Here is a 20,321-nt window from a genome sequence, read left to right as displayed (position 1 = left end):
GCGTCATGAGCGTCGCCGAAGAGTTGCCAGGCGGAAACGACGCGGCACTGCTGCGTCAAAGTCTCGACGAGGTCCGGCGGGTCATCGTCGGCCAGGACCACATGGTCGAAAGGCTCATCGTGGCCCTGCTGGCGCGCGGGCACTGCCTGCTCGAAGGAGTCCCAGGCGTCGCCAAGACCCTTGCCGCCTCCACGCTGGCCACCGTCGTGGGCGGCACGTTCGCCCGGATCCAGTTCACCCCCGACCTCGTGCCGAGCGACATCATCGGCACCCGCGTCTACCATCCCTCCAACGAGAAGTTCGACGTCGAGCTCGGCCCCGTGTTCGTCAACTTCCTGCTGGCCGACGAGATCAACCGTGCCCCCGCCAAGGTCCAGTCCGCACTGCTGGAAGTCATGGCCGAGCGCCAGGTCACCCTCGCCGGCGTCACCCACCCGCTGCCCAAGCCGTTCATCGTGCTGGCCACCCAGAACCCCATCGAGTCCGAAGGCGTCTACCCGCTGCCGGAGGTGCAGCGCGACCGGTTCCTGTTCCGGGTCCGCGTCCCGCATCCCAGCGCTCACGAGGAGCTGGAGATCCTGCACCGCATGAGCGTCACCCCGCCGGTGCCCGAGCGGGTCCTCGACCCCGACAAGCTGCTGGCCCTGCAGGAGGCGGCCGAGCAGGTCTCGGTCCACCAGCTCGTCGCCGACTACGTCGTCCGGCTGGTCATGTCCACGCGCGCCCCCGCCGAGTACGGCCTGGCCGACCTCGCAGAGACCATCGAGATCGGCGTCAGCCCCCGCGCCACCCTCGGCCTGGTCGCCGCCGGGCGCGCCCTCGCCCTGCTGCGCGGCCGTGACTACCTGCTGCCCGACGACGTGCGCGACGTGGCCGTGGACGTCATGGCCCACCGGCTCATGCTCACCTTCGACGCCCTGGCCGACGGCGTCGACCCCGAGCAGGTCGTCAAGCAGATCCTGCACGCGGTGCCCCCGCCCCTCGTCGTCTGGAACCAGAACCGTTGAGCCCGAGCACGGCGCGAACCCGACGCCCCGCGAGCGGAGCGAGCAATCGGACAGGGGGCGTCGCGAAGCGGAGTAGAGGCCCGACGGGGGAGGGACTCCGCGCAGCGAATGAGGAGGGTGAGCGACCAATGAGCACTGCTGAGCAGGCACTCCGGCGGCTGGAGCTGACGGTCACCCGGCGGCTGGACGGGCTGCTGCACGGCGCGCACCAGGGGCTGCTGCCCGGCACCGGCAGCGAGGCCGGCGACAGCCGCGTGTACGTGCCCGGCGAGGACGACGTGCGCCGCATGGACTGGAACGTCACCGCCCGCACCACCGTCCCCCACGTCCGCGACCTCATCGCCGACCGCGAGCTGGAGACGTGGGCGCTGGCCGACCTGTCCCCCAGCATGGACTTCGGCACCGCCGACACCGACAAACGCGACCTGGTGATCGCCGCCGTCGGCGCCATCGGGTTCCTGTCCAGCCGCCTGGGCGACCGGTTCGGCGCGCTCGTCCTGCACGACGAGTACGTTCACCGCATGCCCGCCCGCACCGGCCGCCCCGCCCTGTACGGGCTGCTCCACTCCCTCATGGACGCCCCGCGCGGCCGCGTCGTGGAGGACGCGCCCGACCTGGCCGAGGGCATCGACGTGCTGTCGGCCAGCCGCCGGCGCCGCGGCATGCGCCTGGTCGTGTCCGACTTCCTCGACGCCCACCCCGACCTCGACCCCGACGCCGAACGCCCCTGGGAACGCCCCATCCGCCGCCTCGCCGCCCGCCACCAGGTCCTGGCCGTCGAAGTGATCGACCCGCGCGAGCTCGAACTGCCCGACGTGGGCCGGGTCGCGTTCACCGACCCCGAGACCGGGAACGTACGCGAAGTGCACCTTTCGCCCAAAATCCGGCAGGCGTACGCCGAAGCGGCCGCCCTGCAACGCGAAGGCACCCGCCTGGCGCTGCGCCGCGCCGGCATCGCCCACCTGGTGCTGCGTACCGACCGGGACTGGGTGTTCGACATCGCGCAGTTCGTGCTGCGCCAGCGCCGGATGAGACACCTCGCGCACCGAAGCCCCCACAGACCCGCAGGAAGGTGACATGACGTTCCTCGCCCCCTCCTGGCTGTGGTTGTTCGTCCTGGTGGCGCTGCTCGTGGCCGGATACATCGCGGCGATGTTCGCCCGCCGCCGCTACACCGTGCGCTTCACCAACCTGGCCCTGCTCAACCTCGTGGCCCCGGCCGGGCCCGGCTGGCGCCGCCACGTGGCCCCCGCGTTGTTCCTCGTCATGATGTCGTTCCTGGTCATCGGCGCCGCCAAGCCCGCCGACCAGGTACGCGTGCCGCGCGACCGCGCCACCATCATGATCGCCCTCGACGTGTCGCTGTCCATGGACGCCGGCGACGTGCAGCCCAACAGGATCACCGCCGCCAAGGCCGCCGCCCAGGCCTTCGCCCGCGAGCTGCCCGACCGCTTCAACGTCGGCGTGGTCTCCTTCGCCCGCTCCGCCAACGTCGTCATCTCCCCCACCACCGACCACCAGGCCGTCATCACCGCCATCGGCAATCTCACCACCCGCCCCGGCACCGCGATCGGCGAGGCCGTCTTCAACGCGCTCGACTCTCTGCGCTCCTTCGACCAGCAGGCCGCCACCGACCCGCCGCCCGCCGCGATCGTGCTGCTGTCCGACGGCGACAACACCTCCGGCAGGTCCGTCAACGAGGCCATCGAGGCGGCCCAGCAGGCCCGAGTCCCGGTCTCCACGATCGCGTACGGCACCCAGGAGGGCACCGTCAACATCGACGGCCGCCCGGTGAACGTGCCGGTCAACAAGCAGACCCTGCAGTCGTTGTCCGACGGCACCAGCGGCCGCGCGTACGCCGCCGAGTCCGGCAGCGAGCTGCGCGAGGTCTACGAGCAGATCGGCACCTCACTCGGCTACAAGCTGGTCAACCAGGAGATCACCCAGTGGTTCATCGTGGCCGCGATCCTGGCCGGGCTGCTGGTGGCGGGTGCGGCGGTCATGTTCGGCTCACGCATCCCGTAACGTGAGGGGACGTGGCCCACTACTTCTCCGAGCGGCCGGACACCCGCTCCAGACCGGGCTCGGTCGACCTGGTCCTGCCCGACCTGCACCTGCGGCTGGAGACCGACAGCGGCGTGTTCTCGCCGGAGCGGGTCGACGTCGGCACCCGCGTGCTGCTGGAGACGGTCCCGTCGCCGCCGCAGGAGGGCGACCTGCTCGACCTGGGCTGCGGCTACGGGCCGATCGCACTGACCATGGCCTCCCGTGCGCCCGAGGCGACGGTATGGGCCGTCGATGTGAACCGGCGCAGCCTGGAGCTCACCGAGCGGAACGCCCAAGCCGCCGGCCTTTACAAAGTAAGGTCTGTGCATGTCGATGAGATGCCAGAAGACGTGAATTTTCGCGCAATCTGGTCCAATCCTGCGATCCGCATCGGGAAGCAGGCCCTCCACGACATGCTCACCAGGTGGCTGACCCGGCTGACGCCCGACGGCGTGGCCTACCTGGTCGTCCAGAAACACCTCGGCTCGGACTCCCTGCAGCGCTGGCTCGGCGAGCAGGGCTGGCAGGCTTCCCGCGAGGCCAGCCGGGCCGCCTACCGGATACTGAAGGTGACCCGATGAGAAGGCAACTGCGCCCCACCGACGTCAAGCGGCTCAACCGCACCTGGCGCAGGAACACCGGAAACCGCCTCGGCCTGATCATCGAATCGGTCACCGGCCCGTTCAACATCGGCTCGATCTTCCGCAGCGCGGCCGCGTTCGGCGTGGACGAGATCTGGCTCGCCGGCAACGCCACCCCGCCCACCAACCCCAAGGCAGGCAAGACCGCGCTCGGCACCGAACGGCTGGTCACCTGGCACGAGCCCGTCCCCGCCACCGAGGCGGTCAAGGCCGCCAGGGAGAGCGGCTACACGGTGCTGGCCATCGAGCTGACCGCTGAGGCCGTCCCGCTGCACAAAGCCGATCTGGCCAGGGACGTGTGCCTGGTGGTGGGCAGCGAGGACCACGGCTGCTCCCCCGCCCTGCTCGACGCCGTGGACGGCGTCTGCTACATCCCGCAGGTCGGCCGGGTCGGCTCGTTCAACGTCGCGGTGGCCGCCGCCATCGCCCTGGCGGAGGCCCGCCGCCAGGAGTGGGAGAATCTTGCTGATTCGTAACTACAGCGTTCATCCCGGAAGGGCATACTTCAGGACGTGCTCAGCCGCCGCTTCGCCTTTCTCGACCACCCGGGCCCGCTGGCCTTCGCCCACCGCGGAGGCGCCGCGGAAGGCGCGGAAAACTCCGTCGCCGCCTTCGAGCGGGCGGTCGAGCTCGGCTACACCTATCTGGAGACCGACGCGCACGCCACCTCCGACGGCGTGCTGGTCGCCTTCCACGACCACACGCTCGACCGCGTGACCGACCAGCGCGGCCGCATCTCCGAGCTGCCCTACCGGGCGGTCAGGCAGGCCCGCATCGCCGGCGTCCACGAGATCCCGCTGATGGAGGACCTCCTGGGCACCTGGCCGGAGATCCGCTTCAACATCGACGTCAAGGAGGCGGCGGCCATCGCCCCGCTGGCCGAGGCGATCAGGCGCACCAACGCCTACGACCGCATCTGCCTGACCTCTTTCTCCGACGAGCGCCTGGCGCTGGCCAGGGCCGCGATCGGCAGGGAGGTGTGCTCGGCGCTCGGGCCGCGCGGCGTGGCCGCGCTGCGCGCCGCCGCCGCCACCTCCGGCTACGGCCGGCTGCTGGCCCGCCTGTCCCGCGCTCAGATCCCCTGCGCCCAGGTGCCGGTGGGCTTCCGCGGCCTGCGCGTCACCACCCGGCGCCTGGTCCGCACCGCGCACGCCATCGGCATGCAGGTCCACGTGTGGACCATCAACGACCCCGCCCGCATGGAAAACCTGCTCGACCTGGGCGTGGACGGCATCATGACCGACAACGTCACCGGCCTGCGCGACGTGCTCGAACGCCGCGGCCAGTGGCACCCCGGCTCACTGGCCGCGTAAGAGGAGCAGCATGACCCTCCCCTCACCCCCCGCACTCTTCGACGACTCGCCCGCCGCGCGCAAACGCGAGCAGTGGGGCTGGTACTTCTACGACTGGGCCAACTCCGCCTTCCCCACCACGGTGCTGACCGTCTTCCTCGGCCCGTATCTCATCACGATCGCCGAGACCGCTGCCGGCGGCGGCCAGTACGTGGACGTGATCGGCTTCGACGTGCGGCCGGGCGCGTACTTCTCCTTCGTCGTCGGCGTCGCCGCCATCCTGCAGATCGTTTTCATGCCGATGGCCGGGGCGCTGGCCGACCACACCGGGCGCAAGAAAGAGCTGATGGGCTTCTTCGCCCTGCTCGGCGCGCTGGCCACGGTCTGCTTCTGGTTCGTCAGCGACGGCCGCTACATCCTGGGCGGCGCGCTGTTCCTCGTGGCCAACGTGGGCTTCGCGTGCGCGTTCGTCATCTACAACTCCTTCCTGCCCGAGATCGCCACGCCCGATGAGCGCGACAAGGTCTCCGGGATGGGGTGGGGGTTCGGCTACCTCGGCGGCGGGCTGCTGCTCGCGGTCCATCTGGTGCTGTTCCTCCAGGCCGAGTCCTTCGGTCTGGACTCCGGGACGGCGGTGCGCATCGCGCTGAGCTCGGCCGGGCTGTGGTGGGGCGGATTCACGATCATTCCGCTGCTGCGGCTGCGCAACCGGCATGCCCTCGCGCCGCGCTCCGAGTCCGCGGGGCAGGCGATCGGCGGCACGTTCCGTCAGCTCGGCCGCACCGCCGCGGGGTTGCGCGCCTACCCGCTCACGCTGGCATTCCTGGTGGGCTACCTGCTGTACAACGACGGGGTGCAGACGGTCATCTCTTTCTCGGCGACCTTCGCCGAGAAAGAGCTGCAGCTCGGCAAGACGGTGCAGATCGGCGCCATCCTCATGGTGCAGTTCGTGGCCTTCTTCGGCGCGCTGCTGCTCAGCTGGCTTGCCTCGCGCGTGGGTGCCAAACGGGTGGTGCTGGGCGCGCTCGTGGCCTGGACGATCGTCGTCACGATCGCTTACTTCCTGCCCGCGGGCTCGGCTCTGGCCTTCTACGCCCTCGGCTTCGCCATCGCCATCGTCATGGGGGGCACGCAGGCGCTGTCGCGCTCGCTGTTCTCGCATGTCATCCCGAAGGGCAAGGAGGCTGAGTACTACAGCCTGTACGAGATCAGCGACAAGGGCTCGACGTTCCTCGGCTCGTTCACGCTCGGCATGGCCTTCCAGATGTCGGGCAGCTACCGGCTGGCGATCATCTCACTGATTGCCTTCTTCGTGCTCGGCGGCGCCATCCTGGCCGCGGTGAACCTGCCCAAGGCCATCCGCGCCGCCGGAAACGAGCCTCCGGGCAAGCTCTAGCCGTCCGCCGGGCGCGCCAGCACCATCGTGCCGGGCCCCTGGGCCGCGCCCGGCCCGCCGACGACCGTGATCGTGTCCGCGCTCGCCTTCTCGCCGCAGTGCGGGCACGTCACCACCGGCGTGAACTGCTCGCCGCAGGAACTTCGGCCCCTACCCGCTGCGAATCGCGCACGGCGCGCTCATCATGATCGGCGGGCTCTGGCTGGCCACAGCCCTGCGGACGGCGCGGACACGAGGGAAATCGGCAATCGTCTGAAGAACCGAGGCTCCATCCGGGATTGGATCACCCCGCAGGTGGGAATCCCATCACGGTACCAAGCGTTAGACACCGTGGGAGACAGACCCCCCACTTCAAGGGGGCCCTGTAGGAGGCATTGAGACATGGGCGAGCGCGCGCTTCGTGGCACCCGGCTCGGGGCAACCAGCTACGAGAACGACCGTAACACGGATCTGGCTCCGCGCCAGGAGGTGTCCTACACCTGTCCTAAGGGCCATCGCTTCGAGGTTCCGCTTGCCGCCGAGGCCGAAATCCCCGCGACGTGGGAGTGCCGCATGTGCGGCGTGACCGCGGTCCGCGTGGACGGCGAGCAGCCGGAATCCAAGAAGACGAAGCCCCCACGGACGCACTGGGACATGCTCCTGGAGCGGCGCTCCATAGAAGACCTTGAGGAGGTGCTCAACGAGCGTCTCGCGGTGCTGCGAGCCCAGCGTCGTAAGAGCGCCTGACCTCCTCTCACGGTGAAACCCCCGGGCTCCGGCCCGGGGGTTTTTCATGCTCGCACGCCGGCGCGCATGCGGCCGGCCGAGGCCGTCAGTCGCGGTCCTCCCGGATGACCTCGCCGTGCACCACCCTGCCGCCCTGCGGGGCGTCGCCGTGGGCAGCGCCGGCACCGGGGCTCGGCGGGAAGAGGTTCGCATACGGTGACGCGGCCGCCATCCGCTTGACCCGGCGCTCGAAGAACCACGCCCCCAGGCGGCGCATCATCGGCCGGGTGAACGGCAGCACGCACAAGAACCCGAACACGTCGGTGAAGAACCCCGGCGTCAGCAGCAACGCGCCACCCACCAGCACCAGGCCGCCGTCGGCCAGCTCGCGGTTGGGCATCCGGCCGGACTGCAGCGCCTCCTGCAGCGCCCGCCAGGCCCGGCGTCCCTCACGGCGCACGATCCACGCGCCCAGGAGGCTGTCGGCGATCAGCAGGGCCACGGTCGCCGGGCCGCCGATCACGGAGCCGACCTGGATCAGCAGCCAGATCTCCAGGACGGGGACGACCAGGAAGGCCAGGAAGAGCAGGAGCCGCATCATTTCCTCGATTCCGCACACGCGTACGCCAGGAACAACGCCCGGCGCACCGGAAGCGTTCCTATCCTGACTCGCCTTTGCGGCGCAGCCGCCTGGGCAGGCCGGTGACGCCCCACATGCCGATCCGCCACAGCGCCTCGGACATGACCTTGCCGCTCATCTTGCTCTTGCCCACCGTACGCTCCACGAACGTGATGGGCACCTCCACCACCCGCAGCCCGTGCCGGGACGTGCGCAACGTCAGGTCGACCTGGAAGCAGTAGCCCTGCGACTCCACCCCCGACAGGCCCACCTTCTCCAGGGTGGCGGCGCGGTAGGCGCGGAAGCCGGCGGTCGCGTCGCGTACCGGCAGACCGAGCATGACGCGCGTGTAGACGTTGGCGCCCTTCGACAGCAGCTCACGCCGGTGCGGCCAGTTGACCACCTTGCCGCCGGGCACGTAACGGGACCCGATCGCCAGGTCGGCGCCGTCGGCCAGCGCATGGAGCAGCTTCGGCAGCTCCTCCGGCTGGTGCGAGCCGTCGGCGTCCATCTCCACCAGCACGTCGTAGCCCTGCTGCAGCCCCCAGCGGAAGCCGGCGATGTAGGCGGCGCCGAGGCCCTGCTTGCCCGGCCGGTGCAGGACGTGCACGTGGTCGTCGGCGGCGGCGAGCTCGTCGGCTACCTCGCCGGTGCCGTCGGGGCTGTTGTCGTCGGCCACGAGCACGTGGGCCTCCGGCACGGCCGCGCGCACCCGCCCGACGATCATGGGCAGGTTGTCACGCTCGTTGTAGGTCGGTACGACGACCAGCACCCGGCCGAGAGTCTCCATTGTTCAGTCGTTCCTCACCTGGTCGCCTCGCCGCCTGCCACGCCACGCGGCGACCGCGGCGGCCGCCGCTCCCATCACCATCAATGCCCACTCAGGAAGCCCTCCCACCTTGGTGGCGAGCGTCTCCTGGGTGCGTACGGGCACCTTGACCACGTTCATGTCCGCGACCAGCTCGCGGGTCTGCCATGCGACCCTACCGTCAGGCGTGACGAAAGCCGAGATTCCCGTGGTCGCGGCGGTCACCACGGCCCTGTTGTGCTCGACTGCACGCAGCTGCGACATCGCCAGCTGCTGCGGCGGCAGGTTGGACAGGGCGTAGGAGGCGTTGTTGGTCTGCACCACGAGCGGGGTGCCGCCGGCGCGCACGGTGCCGCGCACGGTGCCGTCGTAGGCCACCTCGTAGCAGTTGACCGCGCCGATCGTGACCGGGCCCAGCTTCAGATCACCTGGTTTGTTGCCGGGAACCGACTGCCTGCCGACCAGACTGGCACGCTCCCACAGCGCCAGCACGATGTCCTTGAACGGCGTGTACTCGCCGAACGGCACCAGGTTCTGCTTGTCGTAGTAGGCGCCCGGCCCGGTCACCGGGTCCCACACGAGGCTGCGGGTGGCACGGTGGTCCTCGCCGATCGCGACGACGGCGCCGACGAGCGTGGGCACGCCGACGTCCCGTACCGAGTCCTGAATGATCTGGCGCGCGAACTCGTCCTGGTAAGGATCGATGTCGGTGGAGTTCTCCGGCAGGACGACGATGTCGGGTTTGGGGAGCTTTCCGGCGCGTACGGCCTCGGCGAGGCGTTTCGTCTCGTTGGCATGATTTTTCAGGACAACGGCGGGCTCGTCGCCGAGGGCGTACATGCCGCGGCCCGGGACGTTGCCCTGCACGATGCCGACGTTGACCGTGCGGCCCTCGTCGCCAGGGCGCGGGATCGCCAGGGTGAGCACCGGCACCGCCAGCGCCATCGCGACCGGGACCGCCCTGCGCCACGCCCGGCTGCGCACCAGGACGGCGTGCGCCAGGAGGGCGCCGCACAGGGTGACGGCGAACGACACCAGCGGCGCGCCACCGAGTGCCGCGTACGGGGTGAACAACGACTCACCCTGGCTGAAGGCCACCCGCGCCCACGGGAACCCGCCGATGGGCACCAGGCCGCGTGCCCACTCCATGGCCACCCACAGGCCACCGAACCACACGGGCCACCCCGGCAACCTGAACACCAGCGCGGCGAGCGCGGCCATGGCGGCGTAGAACAGGCTTTCGGTGCCGACCAGCATGAGCCAGACGTCGTCGCCGATGGTGCGCACCCAGGCGAGGGCGGGGAACAGGAACACCGCCGCACCGAGATACCCCAGCCAGGCGGCCCGCCTGGGCCGGGCCCCATAGAGCGACCCCACGATGAGTCCTATGCCGAGGGGCGCGCACAACCACCAGCCGAGAGGCGGAAAGGCGGCGAACAACACGATCCCGCCGACCACAGCCGCCACGACCCGGGCCGCGAGCACCTTCCGCGGCTCCCGCCGCCCGGACTCCCCGGGCGCGGCGTGCCCCGCAGGCGGCACAACCCCCGCCTCGCTCTGGGCTCCCCTCACCGTCGGCGCAGCGGCCTCCAGCGCGACCTCGGGGTCGTCACCGGTCCCGCCCTCGGCCGACGGCGCAAGGCCCACGGACGCGGCCTCCGGGGCGTCACCGGTCGCTCCGGCCTCCGCCGGCGGCGCGGCGGCCACGGGCGCGGGCTCAGGGGCACCGGTCACACCGCCGCCGGCCGGCGGCTCCTGCGCCGCGCCTGCCTCTGGCGCGTCCACGTGCATGGGCGCGAGCCGCAAGGCCGCCCCTGCCCCGTCGGCCGCTGCGTCCTTGGCCGGACCGGCTCCGGTCGACGCGGTGCCGAGGCCGCCGATCGCTCCGTCCCCGGCCGGCCGGCCCTTCGTCGCGTCGCCGTCGGGCGACGGCTCATGGGCCTGGGGAGTCTCGGGCCGAGTGGTGTTGCCAGGGGTGTTCAGCGTCTGGGGAGTCTCGGGCGCAGTGGTGGCGCCAGGGGTGTTCAGCGTCTGCGGCAGTGGCGCGGCGCTCCCCGGAGCGTCCGGGGAGGACGGGTCGGCCTGTGCGGCCGGAGGTGAGCCGTGCCCGGTTGTGGGCGGTAGGCTCGCTCTGTCCTGAACCACTCCGGGATCTCCTCGCCACCATCGAACTCCTGCTTGCGAAAACGCTACCGCCCCGCGGCCGCGCTCATGCCAGCACGGGCACAAGAAAGATCGAAAAGAAATGGTGGCGGCAGGGTGATCCCGCGATCCACGGGACCACCCGGCGCACTGGTCGGTCCTGCGCACGAGAGCGGGAAGAGGGCCCGGAAACCCTTCGGACCGGACCCGTCTCGTCGGCGGCGAGCGCGGAATTCCGTTGTCTACTGGGCTCCCGGACCCGTCCCGGGTCCAACCCCCCGCCCGGTTGGGGTGCCCCGACTCGACGGACCGACGGCCCTGCACCTGGCTGTGTAGACGAAGTCACGCTCCGTCACGGACGCAGGATCCGGCGATGTCAGAGACGGCCAACCGGCCAAGTCCCGTGCTGGACTGCGCAGCAAACTACCGACTCCACCTCAGATGTCAACCGTGTCCCGATCAGCAGAAACATCAAGTTTCCGCAGGTAGGACATGTATCACCTGCCGCCGCAATGCAGATCAAAGCCCACTTGCCGGTGCGGGCGAGCGGCTCGCCAAGCCCTGCAGCGCCGGGGAAAGCGGCCGTTCGTGAACGACGCCGAGCCGCTGCGTGGCACGGGTGAGAGCAACATACAGGTCGCTGGGTCCTCGTGGCGACTGGGCGGCGATGAGGTCGGGTTCGGCCACGATGACCGAGTCGAACTCCAGTCCCTTGGCGTCGGCCACCCCCATGACGGCCACCGGCGCGTCGAGGGCCTCGGCCCCCCTGGCCCGCCCGGCCCCGGGCGTGACCACCACGGTTCCCGTGACGGCCGCCGCGACCTCGGAGCCCAGGGAGGCGAGCAGCGCGTCCGGCACCACGACGGCGACCTTGCCGCCCTCGCCGACCTCGGCCTTGGCCAGCTCGGGCAGCGCCGACAGCGGCGCCGACCACGGCTCGACACCCAGCTCCCGCACCGAGGTCGGAGCCTCGAGCGCCGGGTCGATGGTGGTCAGGACGCGGGCGGCCACCGCCATCAGCTCGACCGGCGTGCGATAGTTGACGGTGAGCCGCTCCTGGCGCCAGCGCCCGGCCACATACGGGTCGAGCACCGACGACCACGACCGCGCCCCGGCCGCCGAGCCGGTCTGCGCGATGTCCCCGACGATCGTCATCGACCGCGTCGGGCAGCGGCGCATGACCGCCCGCCAGGCCATCGGCGACAGCTCCTGCGCCTCGTCCACGATCACGTGCCCGTAAGCCCAGGTGCGGTCGGCGGCGGCGCGTTCGGCGGTGGTGAGGTACGGGCCCTCGCCGCGCTGACGTTCGGCCAGCCGCTCGGCCTCCATGACGTCGGACAGGCCCGTCAGCTCCAGGACCTCGCGGGCGTAGGCGAGCTCGGCCTCACGCTGGTGCTCCTCGGCCTGCCGGGCGGCGGCCAGCTCCTCCTCCGCCTGCAGGGCGGTCGCGCGCAGCACCTGCTCGTCGATCTCGCCGAGCAGGTCGGCGGCCTCGTCCAGCAGCGGCACGTCGGACTCGGTCCAGTCCCCTCCGTCGCGGCGCAGCAGCGCGCGTTCCTCAGGCGTCAGCTGAGAGGCCGCGTAGTCCAGCCGCTCCGGCGAGCCGTAGAGGCCGAGCAGCAACCGCTGCGGCGTCAGGTACGGCCACAGCCGGTTGAGCGCCGTCTTGACCACCGGCTCGGTCCGCAGCTCTTCGCGCAGGTCGGCCAGCTCCTCCTCGTCGATCAGCCCCTTGCCGATCTTGCGGGCCTGCTGCCTGGCCAGCGCGTTGAGCAGCGACCTGACGAACACGGTCCGGGCCTGGTTGTGCGGGCGCCGCGACCGGGTGGCCTTGTTCCTGGCCGCCTCCAGCATCGAACGGTCGATGGTGAGCGTGATCCGGCCGATGGGCAGCTCGATGGGCTTGCGGGGCACCTTCTGGCGGTCGCGCACGGCCTTGGCGATGACCTCGGCCATGCGCAGGTCGCCCTTGAGCGCCGCCACCTCGGGGCGTTCCCTGGCGGTGGCCGTCACGCCGGGATAGAGCTCGCCGACCGTGGACAGCAGCACGTCGGTCTCGCCGAGCGAGGGCAGGACCTGCTCGATGTAGCGCAGGAACGTGAGGTTGGGCCCGAGGATGAGCACGCCGCGGCGCTCCAGGCGCTCCCTGTGGGTGTAGAGGAGGTAGGCGGCGCGGTGCAGGGCCACGACCGTCTTGCCGGTGCCGGGGCCGCCCTGCACGACCAGCACGCCATTGAGGTCGCTGCGGATGACGCGGTCCTGCTCGCCCTGGATGGTGGCGACGATGTCGCGCATGCGGCCGGTGCGCCGCTCGTCGAGCGCGGCCAGCAGCGCGGCCTCGCCGTTGAGCGTGGCGCGGTCGGCGTCGCTGAGCGAGTCGAGGTCGAGCAGGTCGTCGTCGACACCGACGACCGTGCGGCCCTTGGTCTGCAGGTGCCGGCGCCTGGTCAGGCCCATCGGCGCGGCCGGGGTGGCGCGGTAGAAGGGCTGCGCGACCGGGGCCCGCCAGTCGATGAGCAGCCGTCGCTGGTCGTCGTCGGTGAGGCCGAGCTTGCCGATGTAGAGCCGGCCCTCCTCGACGTGATCCAGCCGTCCGAAAACCAGGCCGCGCTCGACCGCCCAGAGGCGCGCGAGCCTGGAGGCGTACATGTCGGCGAACGTGTCGCGCTCCGACCGGTTCTGCATCGTGCCGACGGCGCCCGAGGCCAGCACCTCCTTCAGCTGGTGCTGGGTACGCTCGCGCAGCGTGTCGAGCCGGTCGTAGAGGCGGGTGACGTACGCCTGCTCCCTGGCGAGCTCCGTTTGACGGGTTGCCGCCTGACCATTATTGTGGTTAATGGGACACTCCGGGCCATTCTGCTTGTTGTTACGACAAACGACGACATTAGCATGCCTGTCGAGGTAGTCTGCCCCTCTTTTCTTCCTTCACCGGCGTTCGGTTACGTCTTCGTTTCGACTCTTGACCATTCCGGCAGGTCCGCCTTACGTTCTTCGCAAGTTAGGAAAGTTTCCTAACTCCAAGCGAAGGAGCCACCGTGAGCGGTCCCGTGCCGGGGACACCCAGTCTGCTACGTGCCATCAACGATCGCGCGGCCCTGCAGGCACTCCTCGAACGCGGCCCGCTGACCCGCCCCGAGATCGGCACGCTCACCGGCCTGTCCAAGCCGACGGCATCCCAGCTTCTCGCCCGGCTGCAGGAGGCGGGGCTGGTGGTGCTCGACGGCATCAGGGAGGGCCTGCCGGGCCGTACGGCCGAGGTCTACCGGATCAACCCGGCGGCCGCCTACGTGGGCGCGCTCGACGTCACCCCGGACCGGATCGAGGTCAAGGTGGCCGACATCACCGGCGCGATCGTGGGCGAGCACACCCTGCCGACGCCGCGCCGGCCCCACGGCGAGCTGGTCGACCGGCTCAACGCGGCGCTGCTGGGCGCGAATCCGCCCGACAAGCTGCGCCGGGTCGTCATCGGCGTGCAGGCCGCGATCGACCCGACCACCGGCAGGCTCGGGTACGCCGCCACCAAGGACGTGCCCGGCTGGCAGATCCCCGACCTGGTGCCCACGCTCAGCGCCGGGCTGGGCGTGCCGGTGGACATCGAGAACAACGTCAACCTCGTCGCGCTCGCCGAGCAGGCGCACGGCGCCGCCCAGGACAGCCAGGACTTCGTGCTGCTGTGGGCGGACTCGGGCATCGGCTCGGCCATCGTCATGGGCGGGCGCATGCACCGGGGCGCGACCGGCGGCGCGGGCGAGGTGGGCTACATGCCGACCCCGGGCGCGCCGACGGCCCGGGAGGCCGGCCGCCTCGCCGACCACGGCTACCAGGCGCTGACCGGCGGCCCGGCCGTGCTGAAGCTGCTGCGCTCGTACGGCGTGCGCGGCGCCGACTTCCGCCAGGCCGTCGCGAACGCCGTGCGCGCCGCCGAAGGCACCGGCCAGAAGGCCGACGACGCCAGGGCCGGGCTGCGTGACATCGCCGCCCGCCTGGCTGTTGGCCTGGCCGCGATCACCTCGGTCATCGATCCCGGCCTGATCGTGCTGACCGGCGGCGTGGTGCTGTCCGGCGGCGAGACCCTGCGCGAGCTCGTCGAGCACGAGCTGCACGCGCTCACCATCCCCCGCCCCCGCGTGCGCCTGTCGAGCGTCGAAGGCAACCCGGTCCTGGCCGGCGCTCTCGACCTGGCCCTCGACACCGTGCGCGAGGAGGTCTTCAGCTCAACCGTTCCCTCATGAAACCTGGCAGGAGGCACCCCCCGTGCGCTTCGTCCCCCTCGCGGTCGTCGCAGCCCTTTTGGGCTCCACAGTGCTGACCGCCTGCACCGCCGGCAAGGAGGCCGGGCCCTCGCTCGGCGCCCAGCCCCAACCCTCAGGATCCGCTTCACAGGCCCTTCCCGCCGCCACGATCGAGCTGTGGCACGGCTTCTCCACCGACGCCGAGGTCAAGGCGTTCGAGGACGCCATCGCCGGGTTCAACAAGAAGTTCCCGCAGATCACCGTCAAGGCCACCAAGGGCGTGCAGGACGACCAGATCACCCAGGCCATCCGCGGCGGCAAGGCGCCCGACGTCGCGGCCTCGTTCACCACCGACAACGTCGCCCAATGGTGCAAGTCGGGAGCGTTCCAAGACCTCACCCCGGTGATCCAGCAGGACGGCATCGATCTGACCGTGCTGCCGGCGGTGGCACGTTCCTACACGGCCTTCGACGGCAAGCAGTGCACGCTGCCGCTGCTGGCCGACGCCTACGGCCTCTACTACAACAAGGCCCTGATGAAGGGCAACGAGCCGCCCAAGACGCTGAGCGAGCTGACCGAGCTGACCAAGAAGCTCACCGTCCGCGACGCCGACGGCGACATCAAGGTGGCCGGCTTCATCCCGAGCGTCCAGTACTACGAGAACAGCCCCAGCCACATCGGCCCCATGGTGGGCGCGAAGTGGTACAACGACGACGGCACCTCGGCCATCGGCTCCGACCCGGCCTGGAAGCAGCTGCTGACCTGGCAGAAGGAGCTGATCGACTGGTACGGCTACGACAAGCTGGACAAGTTCCGCAAGAGCCTGGGCGACGAATGGAGCGCCGAGCACCCCTTCTACAAGGGCAAGGTCGCCATGATCCTGGACGGCGAGTGGCGCAACGCCATGCTCGCCAACGACGCCAAGGATCTGGACTACGGCACCGCTCCCCTGCCCGTCGCCGACGACAAGCCCGACCTGTACGGAAGCGGCTTCACCGCCGGCACCGTCATCGGCGTGCCGAAGGGCGCCAAGAACCCCCAGCACGCCTGGGAGCTGATCAAGTACCTGACGACGGACACGAGCTCGCTGGTGACGCTGTCGAACGCGCTGCGCAACGTCCCCACCACGAAGGCGTCCATGGAGTCGCCCGACCTGGCCAAGGACGCCAACTTCAAGACGTTCCTCGACATCTTCAGCCACCCCAAGACCTCGACGCTGCCCGCCAGCGTGAACAGTGTCTTCAATCAGGAGGTCTTCGCCTCCTTCATCACCAAGTGGGAGAAGGGCTCCGTACCGGACCTGGACGCCGGGCTGAAGGACGTGGACAAGCAGATCAACGACAAGCTGAAGTTGTCCGGAGGCTGATGTGAGCGCCGTCCACGCCGCGCCGCCGCGATGGCGGCGCGGCGAGGGCCTGCGTGCCCTCCTCTGGTTGTCTCCGTGGATCGCCGGAGTGTCGATCTTCTTCGTCTACCCGCTGCTGTCCACGGTGTATTTCTCCTTCCACCGCTACGACATGTACACCCTCGAGTTCATCGGCCTGGACAACTACCGCTACCTGCTGAAGGACGCCCGGGTGGGCACCTCGGCGCGCAACACGCTGTGGCTGGTGCTCATCATGGTCCCGGCGACCGTGCTGTTCTCGCTGGTACTCGCCCAGCTGGTGATCAGGCTCAAGGCCGGCGTCGGCCTGCTGCGGACGATCTTCTACCTGCCGTCGCTGGTGCCGATGACCGCCGGCACGATCACGTTCGTGTTCCTGCTGAACCCGGGCACCGGGCCGGTCAACCAGGTGCTCGCCTGGTTCGGCGCCCAGGGGCCGGACTGGTTCGGCGATCCGGCCTGGTCCAAGCCCAGCCTGACGATGTTGTCGCTGTGGGGCTGCGGCCAGCTCATGGTGATCTTCATGGCGGCCCTGCTCGACGTACCCAAGCATCTGTACGAGGCCGCCGCCATCGACGGCGCGGGCCCGTGGCGGCAGTTCCGCAGCGTGACCCTGCCGATGATCGCGCCGGTGCTGATGTTCGCCCTGGTCACGAACGTCATCTACGCCCTGCAGTACTTCTCCCAGGCCATGGTGGCCTCCCGCGTGGCCTCGGGCGAGACCGACTCGGCCGGCAGCTCGTTCTCCCCGGGCTACCCGGACGAGTCGCTGCTCACGCTGCCGCAGTGGCTGTTCCACGTCGGCTTCCGCGACTACACCATGGGGTACGCCTGCGTGCTGGCGCTGCTGCTGTTCGGCACCTCCATGATCTTCACGTTGATCCTGCTGCGGCAGTTCCGCAGGGCCGAGGAGGTCTCATGAGCGCCACGATCACCGCGCCGCCCCGCACCGCGCTCGCGCGGGGCGCGCGGCACGACGGGGCCAGGGCGCGCAGGCGGCGCGTGCTGGTGTGGATCGCCACGCACGCCCTGGCCATCGCGCTGGCGCTGATGTTCCTGGCGCCCGTGGTGTTCATCGGGCTCACTGCGCTGATGACCGACGAGCAGGCGCTGACCAGCGCGTTGTGGCCGCAGAGCTGGAACTGGGGCAACTTCGCGGAGGTGTTCGAGAAGTCGCTGCTGCTGCGGTGGGCGGGCAACACGCTGATGTACGCGGCGCTCGGCACGGTCTTCACCCTGGTGTCGTCGGTGCCGGTGGCGTACGCGCTGGCCAGGTTCCGCTTCCGGGGGCGGCGGCTGGCGTTCCTCGTGGTGGTCACCACGATGATGTTGCCGCCGCAGGTCGTGGCGGTGCCGATCTATCTGGTGTGGGCGCGGCTGGGGCTGACCGACAGCCTGTGGCCGCTGATCCTGCCGCTGCTGCTCGGCGACGCGTTCTCCATCTTCCTGCTGCGCCAGTTCCTCCTCACGATCCCGCGCGACTACACCGACGCGGCCAGGGTGGACGGCTGCTCGGACGTCAAGACGTTGCTGCGGGTGGTGCTGCCGATGGCGCGCCCGGCGATCGCGGCGGTGGCGCTGTTCCAGTTCTTCTACTGCTGGAACGACTACTACGGGCCGCTGCTGTACGCCGGCGTCGAGCAGGAGAAGCTGACGTTGTCGCTGGGCCTGGCGACGTTCAAGGCCTTCCACAGCGTGCAGTGGAATCTCACCATGGCCGCCACACTCCTGGTGACGGCACCGGTGATCATCGTGTTCTTCCTCGCCCAGAAAGTGTTCATCGAGGGCGTCACCTTGACGGGAGTGAAGGGTTGAAACTGGCCGTGGTCGGGGGCGGCTCGACGTACACGCCGGAGCTGATCGACGGGTTCGCGCGGCTGCGCGACGAGCTGCCGGTGTCGGAGATCGCCCTGATAGACCCTGACCCCGTGCGGCTGGAGCTGGTGGCCGGGGTGTCGCGGCGGATGCTGGCGCACGCCCGGCACCCGGCGCGGGTGCTGGCCACCTCCTCGGTCGCCGAGGGCGTCGCCGGGGCGCAGGTGGTGCTGTTCCAGCTGCGGGTGGGCGGGCAGGCCGCCCGCGACCTGGACGAGACGCTGCCGCTGCGCTGCGGCTGCGTCGGGCAGGAGACGACAGGTGCGGGCGGCCTGGCCAAGGCGCTGCGCACGGTCCCGGTCGTGCTGCGCATCGCCGAGACGGTGCGCGAGCACGCCCCGGACGCCTGGATCGTGGACTTCACCAACCCGGTCGGGATCGTCACCCGGGCCCTGCTGGACGCCGGGCACCGGGCGATCGGGTTGTGCAACGTGGCGATCGGGTTCCAGCGGCGTTTCGCCGCCTGGCTCGGCGCCGACCCGGCGCGGGTCTCGCTGGGCCACGTCGGGCTCAACCATCTGACCTGGGAGCGGGCCGTCTACCTCGACGGCCGGGACGTGCTGCCGGCGCTGCTGGCCGAGCACGGCCAGGAGATCGCCGACAGCCTCGGCCTGCGGCTGGGGCTGCTGCGGCGGCTCGGCGTCGTCCCGTCCTACTATCTGCGGTATTTCTACGCTCATGACGCGGTCGTGCGCGAGCAGCGCTCGAAACCGTCGCGGGCCGCGGAGGTGGCGGAGATGGAGACACGGCTGCTGGAGCTGTACGCCGACCCGTCCGTGGTGGAGAAGCCGGAGCTGCTTTCCCAGCGGGGCGGGGCGTTCTATTCGGAGGCGGCGGTGGCGTTGATCGCGTCGTTGCTCGGCGATCGGGGCGACACGCAGGTGGTGAACGTGCGCAACGCGGGCACGCTGCCGTTCCTCGGCGACGAGGCGGTGATCGAGGTGCCGGCGACCGTCGGCGCCGGCGGGGCGGTGCCGCTGCCGGTGGCTCCCGTCGAGCCGCTGTACGCCGGCCTGATCGCGAACGTGTCCGCGTACGAGACGCTGGCCCTGGACGCGGCCCGGCAGGGCGGCGCGGACCGGGTGCGTGACGCGCTGCTCGCCCACCCGCTGGTCGGGCAGGACGAGCTCGCCGAGGAGCTGACCGGCCTGCTGCTCGAGGCGGGGCGCGAGCGCCTGCCCTGGACGGTGGGCTAGTGACGCCTCCCAGGCTCGTTCTGGCCGTGGACGGCGGCAACAGCAAGACCGACGTGGCCCTGGTGTCGGAGGACGGCGAGGTGCTCGGAACGGGCCGCGCCGGCCCTTTCGTGCCGCAGCAGGACGGTGCCGCGGCGGCCGTGAGCGTCGTCGAGGCGGCGGTCGCGGCGCTGGCGCCCGCCGGTGGCTTCGACCACGTGTCGGCCTGCCTGGCCGGGGCGGATCTGCCCGTGGAGGAGGAGGCGCTCGCCCGGGAGTTCACGGCCCGGGGGTTCGGGGCGGACGTCGTGGTGCGCAATGACACGTTCGCGCTGCTGCGGGCCGGCGCGTCGGCCCCGTGGGGGGTGGCGGTCGTGTGCGGGGCGGGCATCAACGCGGTCGGCGTCTCTCCCTCCGGCGAGATCGCCCGCTTCCCCGCGCTCGGACCGATCAGCGGCGACTGGGGCGGCGGCCATGGACTGGGCGAGCAGGCCCTGTGGCACGCCGCCAGGGCCGAGGACGGCCGGGGTGCGCCGACCGCTCTGGCCGGGCTGGTGACGTCCCACTTCGGGACCCGGACGGTCGAGGAGCTGGTGCTGGAGATCCACTTCGGCCGCCTGGACGGGGCGCGGCTGCACGAGCTGGCGCCCGGCGTGTTCGCGGTGGCGGCGGGCGGGGACGCGGTGGCCAGGTCGCTGGTGGAGCGGCAGGCCGAGGAGGTGGCGGTCATGGCCGAGGTCTGCCTGCGCCGGCTCGGGCTGCTGGAGACGCCGGCGCAGGTGGTGCTGGGCGGCGGCCTGCTGACCGCCCGGGACCCGCTGATGACCTCGCTGCTGGACACGGAGTTCGCCGTGCGGGCGCCGCGGGCGCAGCCGGTGGTGGCCGACGTGCCTCCGGTCATGGGCGCGGCCCTGCTGGGCCTGGACCGCCTCGGCGCCGCCGAGGCGGCCAGGACCCGGCTCCGCGCCCACTTCGAGCCGTCTCGCACGCCCTGAGCCC

Annotated in this window: 18 protein-coding genes; 14 read left to right on the top strand and 4 right to left on the bottom strand. The window is 70.9% G+C overall.

Annotation, left to right across the window (positions count from 1 at the left end; translation table 11 throughout):
* Positions 1-5 precede the first annotated feature (5 nt).
* The 8 genes from EDD27_RS15230 (at position 6) to EDD27_RS15195 (ending at position 7,108) form a co-directional block, all read left to right on the top strand.
* Positions 6-1,007, top strand: a complete 1,002-nt coding sequence (locus tag EDD27_RS15230; protein WP_127933022.1) for an AAA family ATPase — start codon at positions 6-8, stop codon at positions 1,005-1,007.
* Positions 1,008-1,135: 128 nt separating this feature from the next.
* The gene (locus tag EDD27_RS15225; RefSeq protein WP_127933021.1) at positions 1,136-2,083 is read left to right on the top strand and encodes a DUF58 domain-containing protein; all 948 of its coding nucleotides are present in this window, start codon (positions 1,136-1,138) and stop codon (positions 2,081-2,083) included.
* 1 nt (position 2,084) lies between these two features.
* Positions 2,085-3,032 carry a VWA domain-containing protein gene (locus EDD27_RS15220; RefSeq protein ID WP_127933020.1) on the top strand — a complete coding sequence of 316 codons (948 nt, stop codon included), beginning with the start codon at positions 2,085-2,087 and terminating at the stop codon, positions 3,030-3,032.
* A gap of 11 nt (positions 3,033-3,043) precedes the next feature.
* Positions 3,044-3,634 carry a class I SAM-dependent methyltransferase gene (locus EDD27_RS15215; protein WP_127933019.1) on the top strand — a complete coding sequence of 197 codons (591 nt, stop codon included), beginning with the start codon at positions 3,044-3,046 and terminating at the stop codon, positions 3,632-3,634.
* Positions 3,631-4,170: a TrmH family RNA methyltransferase gene (locus EDD27_RS15210; RefSeq protein WP_127933018.1), complete on the top strand. Its 540-nt coding sequence runs from the start codon at positions 3,631-3,633 to the stop codon at positions 4,168-4,170. Before EDD27_RS15215 ends, EDD27_RS15210 begins: the two co-directional genes overlap by 4 nt.
* A gap of 36 nt (positions 4,171-4,206) precedes the next feature.
* The gene (locus EDD27_RS15205) at positions 4,207-5,007 is read left to right on the top strand and encodes a glycerophosphodiester phosphodiesterase family protein (protein WP_127933017.1); all 801 of its coding nucleotides are present in this window, start codon (positions 4,207-4,209) and stop codon (positions 5,005-5,007) included.
* Between the two features lie 10 nt (positions 5,008-5,017).
* Positions 5,018-6,382 carry an MFS transporter gene (locus EDD27_RS15200; protein ID WP_127933016.1) on the top strand — a complete coding sequence of 455 codons (1,365 nt, stop codon included), beginning with the start codon at positions 5,018-5,020 and terminating at the stop codon, positions 6,380-6,382.
* Positions 6,383-6,763: 381 nt separating this feature from the next.
* Positions 6,764-7,108, top strand: a complete 345-nt coding sequence (locus EDD27_RS15195) for an RNA polymerase-binding protein RbpA (protein WP_125637410.1) — start codon at positions 6,764-6,766, stop codon at positions 7,106-7,108.
* An 85-nt stretch (positions 7,109-7,193) separates the two neighbouring features.
* On the opposite strand, the gene EDD27_RS15190 is transcribed toward EDD27_RS15195, so the two are convergent.
* The 4 genes from EDD27_RS15190 to EDD27_RS15175 all read right to left on the bottom strand — a co-directional run bounded on the left by EDD27_RS15190 (position 7,194) and on the right by EDD27_RS15175 (position 13,368).
* Entirely contained in the window at positions 7,194-7,688 is a 495-nt protein-coding gene (locus tag EDD27_RS15190; RefSeq protein ID WP_241564052.1) for an FxsA family protein, read from the bottom strand.
* Between the two features lie 58 nt (positions 7,689-7,746).
* A complete protein-coding gene (locus tag EDD27_RS15185; RefSeq protein ID WP_127933015.1) occupies positions 7,747-8,496 on the bottom strand; it encodes a polyprenol monophosphomannose synthase in 750 nt (249 codons plus the stop codon).
* Positions 8,497-8,499: 3 nt separating this feature from the next.
* Positions 8,500-10,659 (bottom strand): apolipoprotein N-acyltransferase, encoded by a 2,160-nt coding sequence (lnt, locus tag EDD27_RS15180; protein ID WP_241564051.1) that lies wholly within the window; start codon positions 10,657-10,659, stop codon positions 8,500-8,502.
* Between the two features lie 516 nt (positions 10,660-11,175).
* On the bottom strand, positions 11,176-13,368 hold the full coding sequence (locus tag EDD27_RS15175) for a HelD family protein (RefSeq protein ID WP_206641420.1): 2,193 nt from the start codon (positions 13,366-13,368) through the stop codon (positions 11,176-11,178).
* A gap of 323 nt (positions 13,369-13,691) precedes the next feature.
* On the opposite strand from EDD27_RS15175, the gene EDD27_RS15170 reads away from it, so the two are divergent.
* The 6 genes from EDD27_RS15170 to EDD27_RS15145 are packed head-to-tail and all read left to right on the top strand — an operon-like array spanning position 13,692 to position 20,317.
* The gene (locus EDD27_RS15170; protein ID WP_127933013.1) at positions 13,692-14,888 is read left to right on the top strand and encodes an ROK family transcriptional regulator; all 1,197 of its coding nucleotides are present in this window, start codon (positions 13,692-13,694) and stop codon (positions 14,886-14,888) included.
* A gap of 22 nt (positions 14,889-14,910) precedes the next feature.
* Positions 14,911-16,254, top strand: a complete 1,344-nt coding sequence (locus EDD27_RS15165) for an ABC transporter substrate-binding protein (RefSeq protein ID WP_127933012.1) — start codon at positions 14,911-14,913, stop codon at positions 16,252-16,254.
* Position 16,255: 1 nt separating this feature from the next.
* On the top strand, positions 16,256-17,194 hold the full coding sequence (locus tag EDD27_RS15160; RefSeq protein WP_127933011.1) for a carbohydrate ABC transporter permease: 939 nt from the start codon (positions 16,256-16,258) through the stop codon (positions 17,192-17,194).
* Positions 17,191-18,087: a carbohydrate ABC transporter permease gene (locus EDD27_RS15155; protein ID WP_127933010.1), complete on the top strand. Its 897-nt coding sequence runs from the start codon at positions 17,191-17,193 to the stop codon at positions 18,085-18,087. Before EDD27_RS15160 ends, EDD27_RS15155 begins: the two co-directional genes overlap by 4 nt.
* Complete coding sequence (locus EDD27_RS15150) at positions 18,084-19,343, top strand: 6-phospho-beta-glucosidase (RefSeq protein ID WP_127933009.1); 1,260 nt, start codon at positions 18,084-18,086, stop codon at positions 19,341-19,343. The genes EDD27_RS15155 and EDD27_RS15150 overlap by 4 nt, the downstream gene beginning before the upstream one ends.
* On the top strand, positions 19,343-20,317 hold the full coding sequence (locus EDD27_RS15145) for an N-acetylglucosamine kinase (protein ID WP_127933008.1): 975 nt from the start codon (positions 19,343-19,345) through the stop codon (positions 20,315-20,317). Before EDD27_RS15150 ends, EDD27_RS15145 begins: the two co-directional genes overlap by 1 nt.
* Positions 20,318-20,321 lie beyond the last annotated feature (4 nt).

Origin of the sequence: Nonomuraea polychroma (genome assembly GCF_004011505.1) — a bacterium.
Classification (GTDB): Bacteria; Actinomycetota; Actinomycetes; order Streptosporangiales; family Streptosporangiaceae; genus Nonomuraea; species Nonomuraea polychroma.
The sequence above is the reverse complement of the archived record's forward strand: the minus strand, read 5'-3'. Positions and strand labels throughout refer to the sequence as shown.

Bases quoted from the DNA above. Each gene is read 5' to 3' on its own strand.
- EDD27_RS15230 (WP_127933022.1), top strand. From the start codon at position 6: ATGAGCGTCGCCGAAGAGTTGCCAGGCGGAAACGACGCGGCACTGCTG.
- EDD27_RS15225 (WP_127933021.1), top strand. From the start codon at position 1,136: ATGAGCACTGCTGAGCAGGCACTCCGGCGGCTGGAGCTGACGGTCACC.
- EDD27_RS15220 (WP_127933020.1), top strand. From the start codon at position 2,085: ATGACGTTCCTCGCCCCCTCCTGGCTGTGGTTGTTCGTCCTGGTGGCG.
- EDD27_RS15210 (WP_127933018.1), top strand. From the start codon at position 3,631: ATGAGAAGGCAACTGCGCCCCACCGACGTCAAGCGGCTCAACCGCACC.
- EDD27_RS15200 (WP_127933016.1), top strand. From the start codon at position 5,018: ATGACCCTCCCCTCACCCCCCGCACTCTTCGACGACTCGCCCGCCGCG.
- EDD27_RS15195 (WP_125637410.1), top strand. From the start codon at position 6,764: ATGGGCGAGCGCGCGCTTCGTGGCACCCGGCTCGGGGCAACCAGCTAC.
- EDD27_RS15190 (WP_241564052.1), bottom strand. From the start codon at position 7,688: ATGATGCGGCTCCTGCTCTTCCTGGCCTTCCTGGTCGTCCCCGTCCTG.
- EDD27_RS15185 (WP_127933015.1), bottom strand. From the start codon at position 8,496: ATGGAGACTCTCGGCCGGGTGCTGGTCGTCGTACCGACCTACAACGAG.
- EDD27_RS15155 (WP_127933010.1), top strand. From the start codon at position 17,191: ATGAGCGCCACGATCACCGCGCCGCCCCGCACCGCGCTCGCGCGGGGC.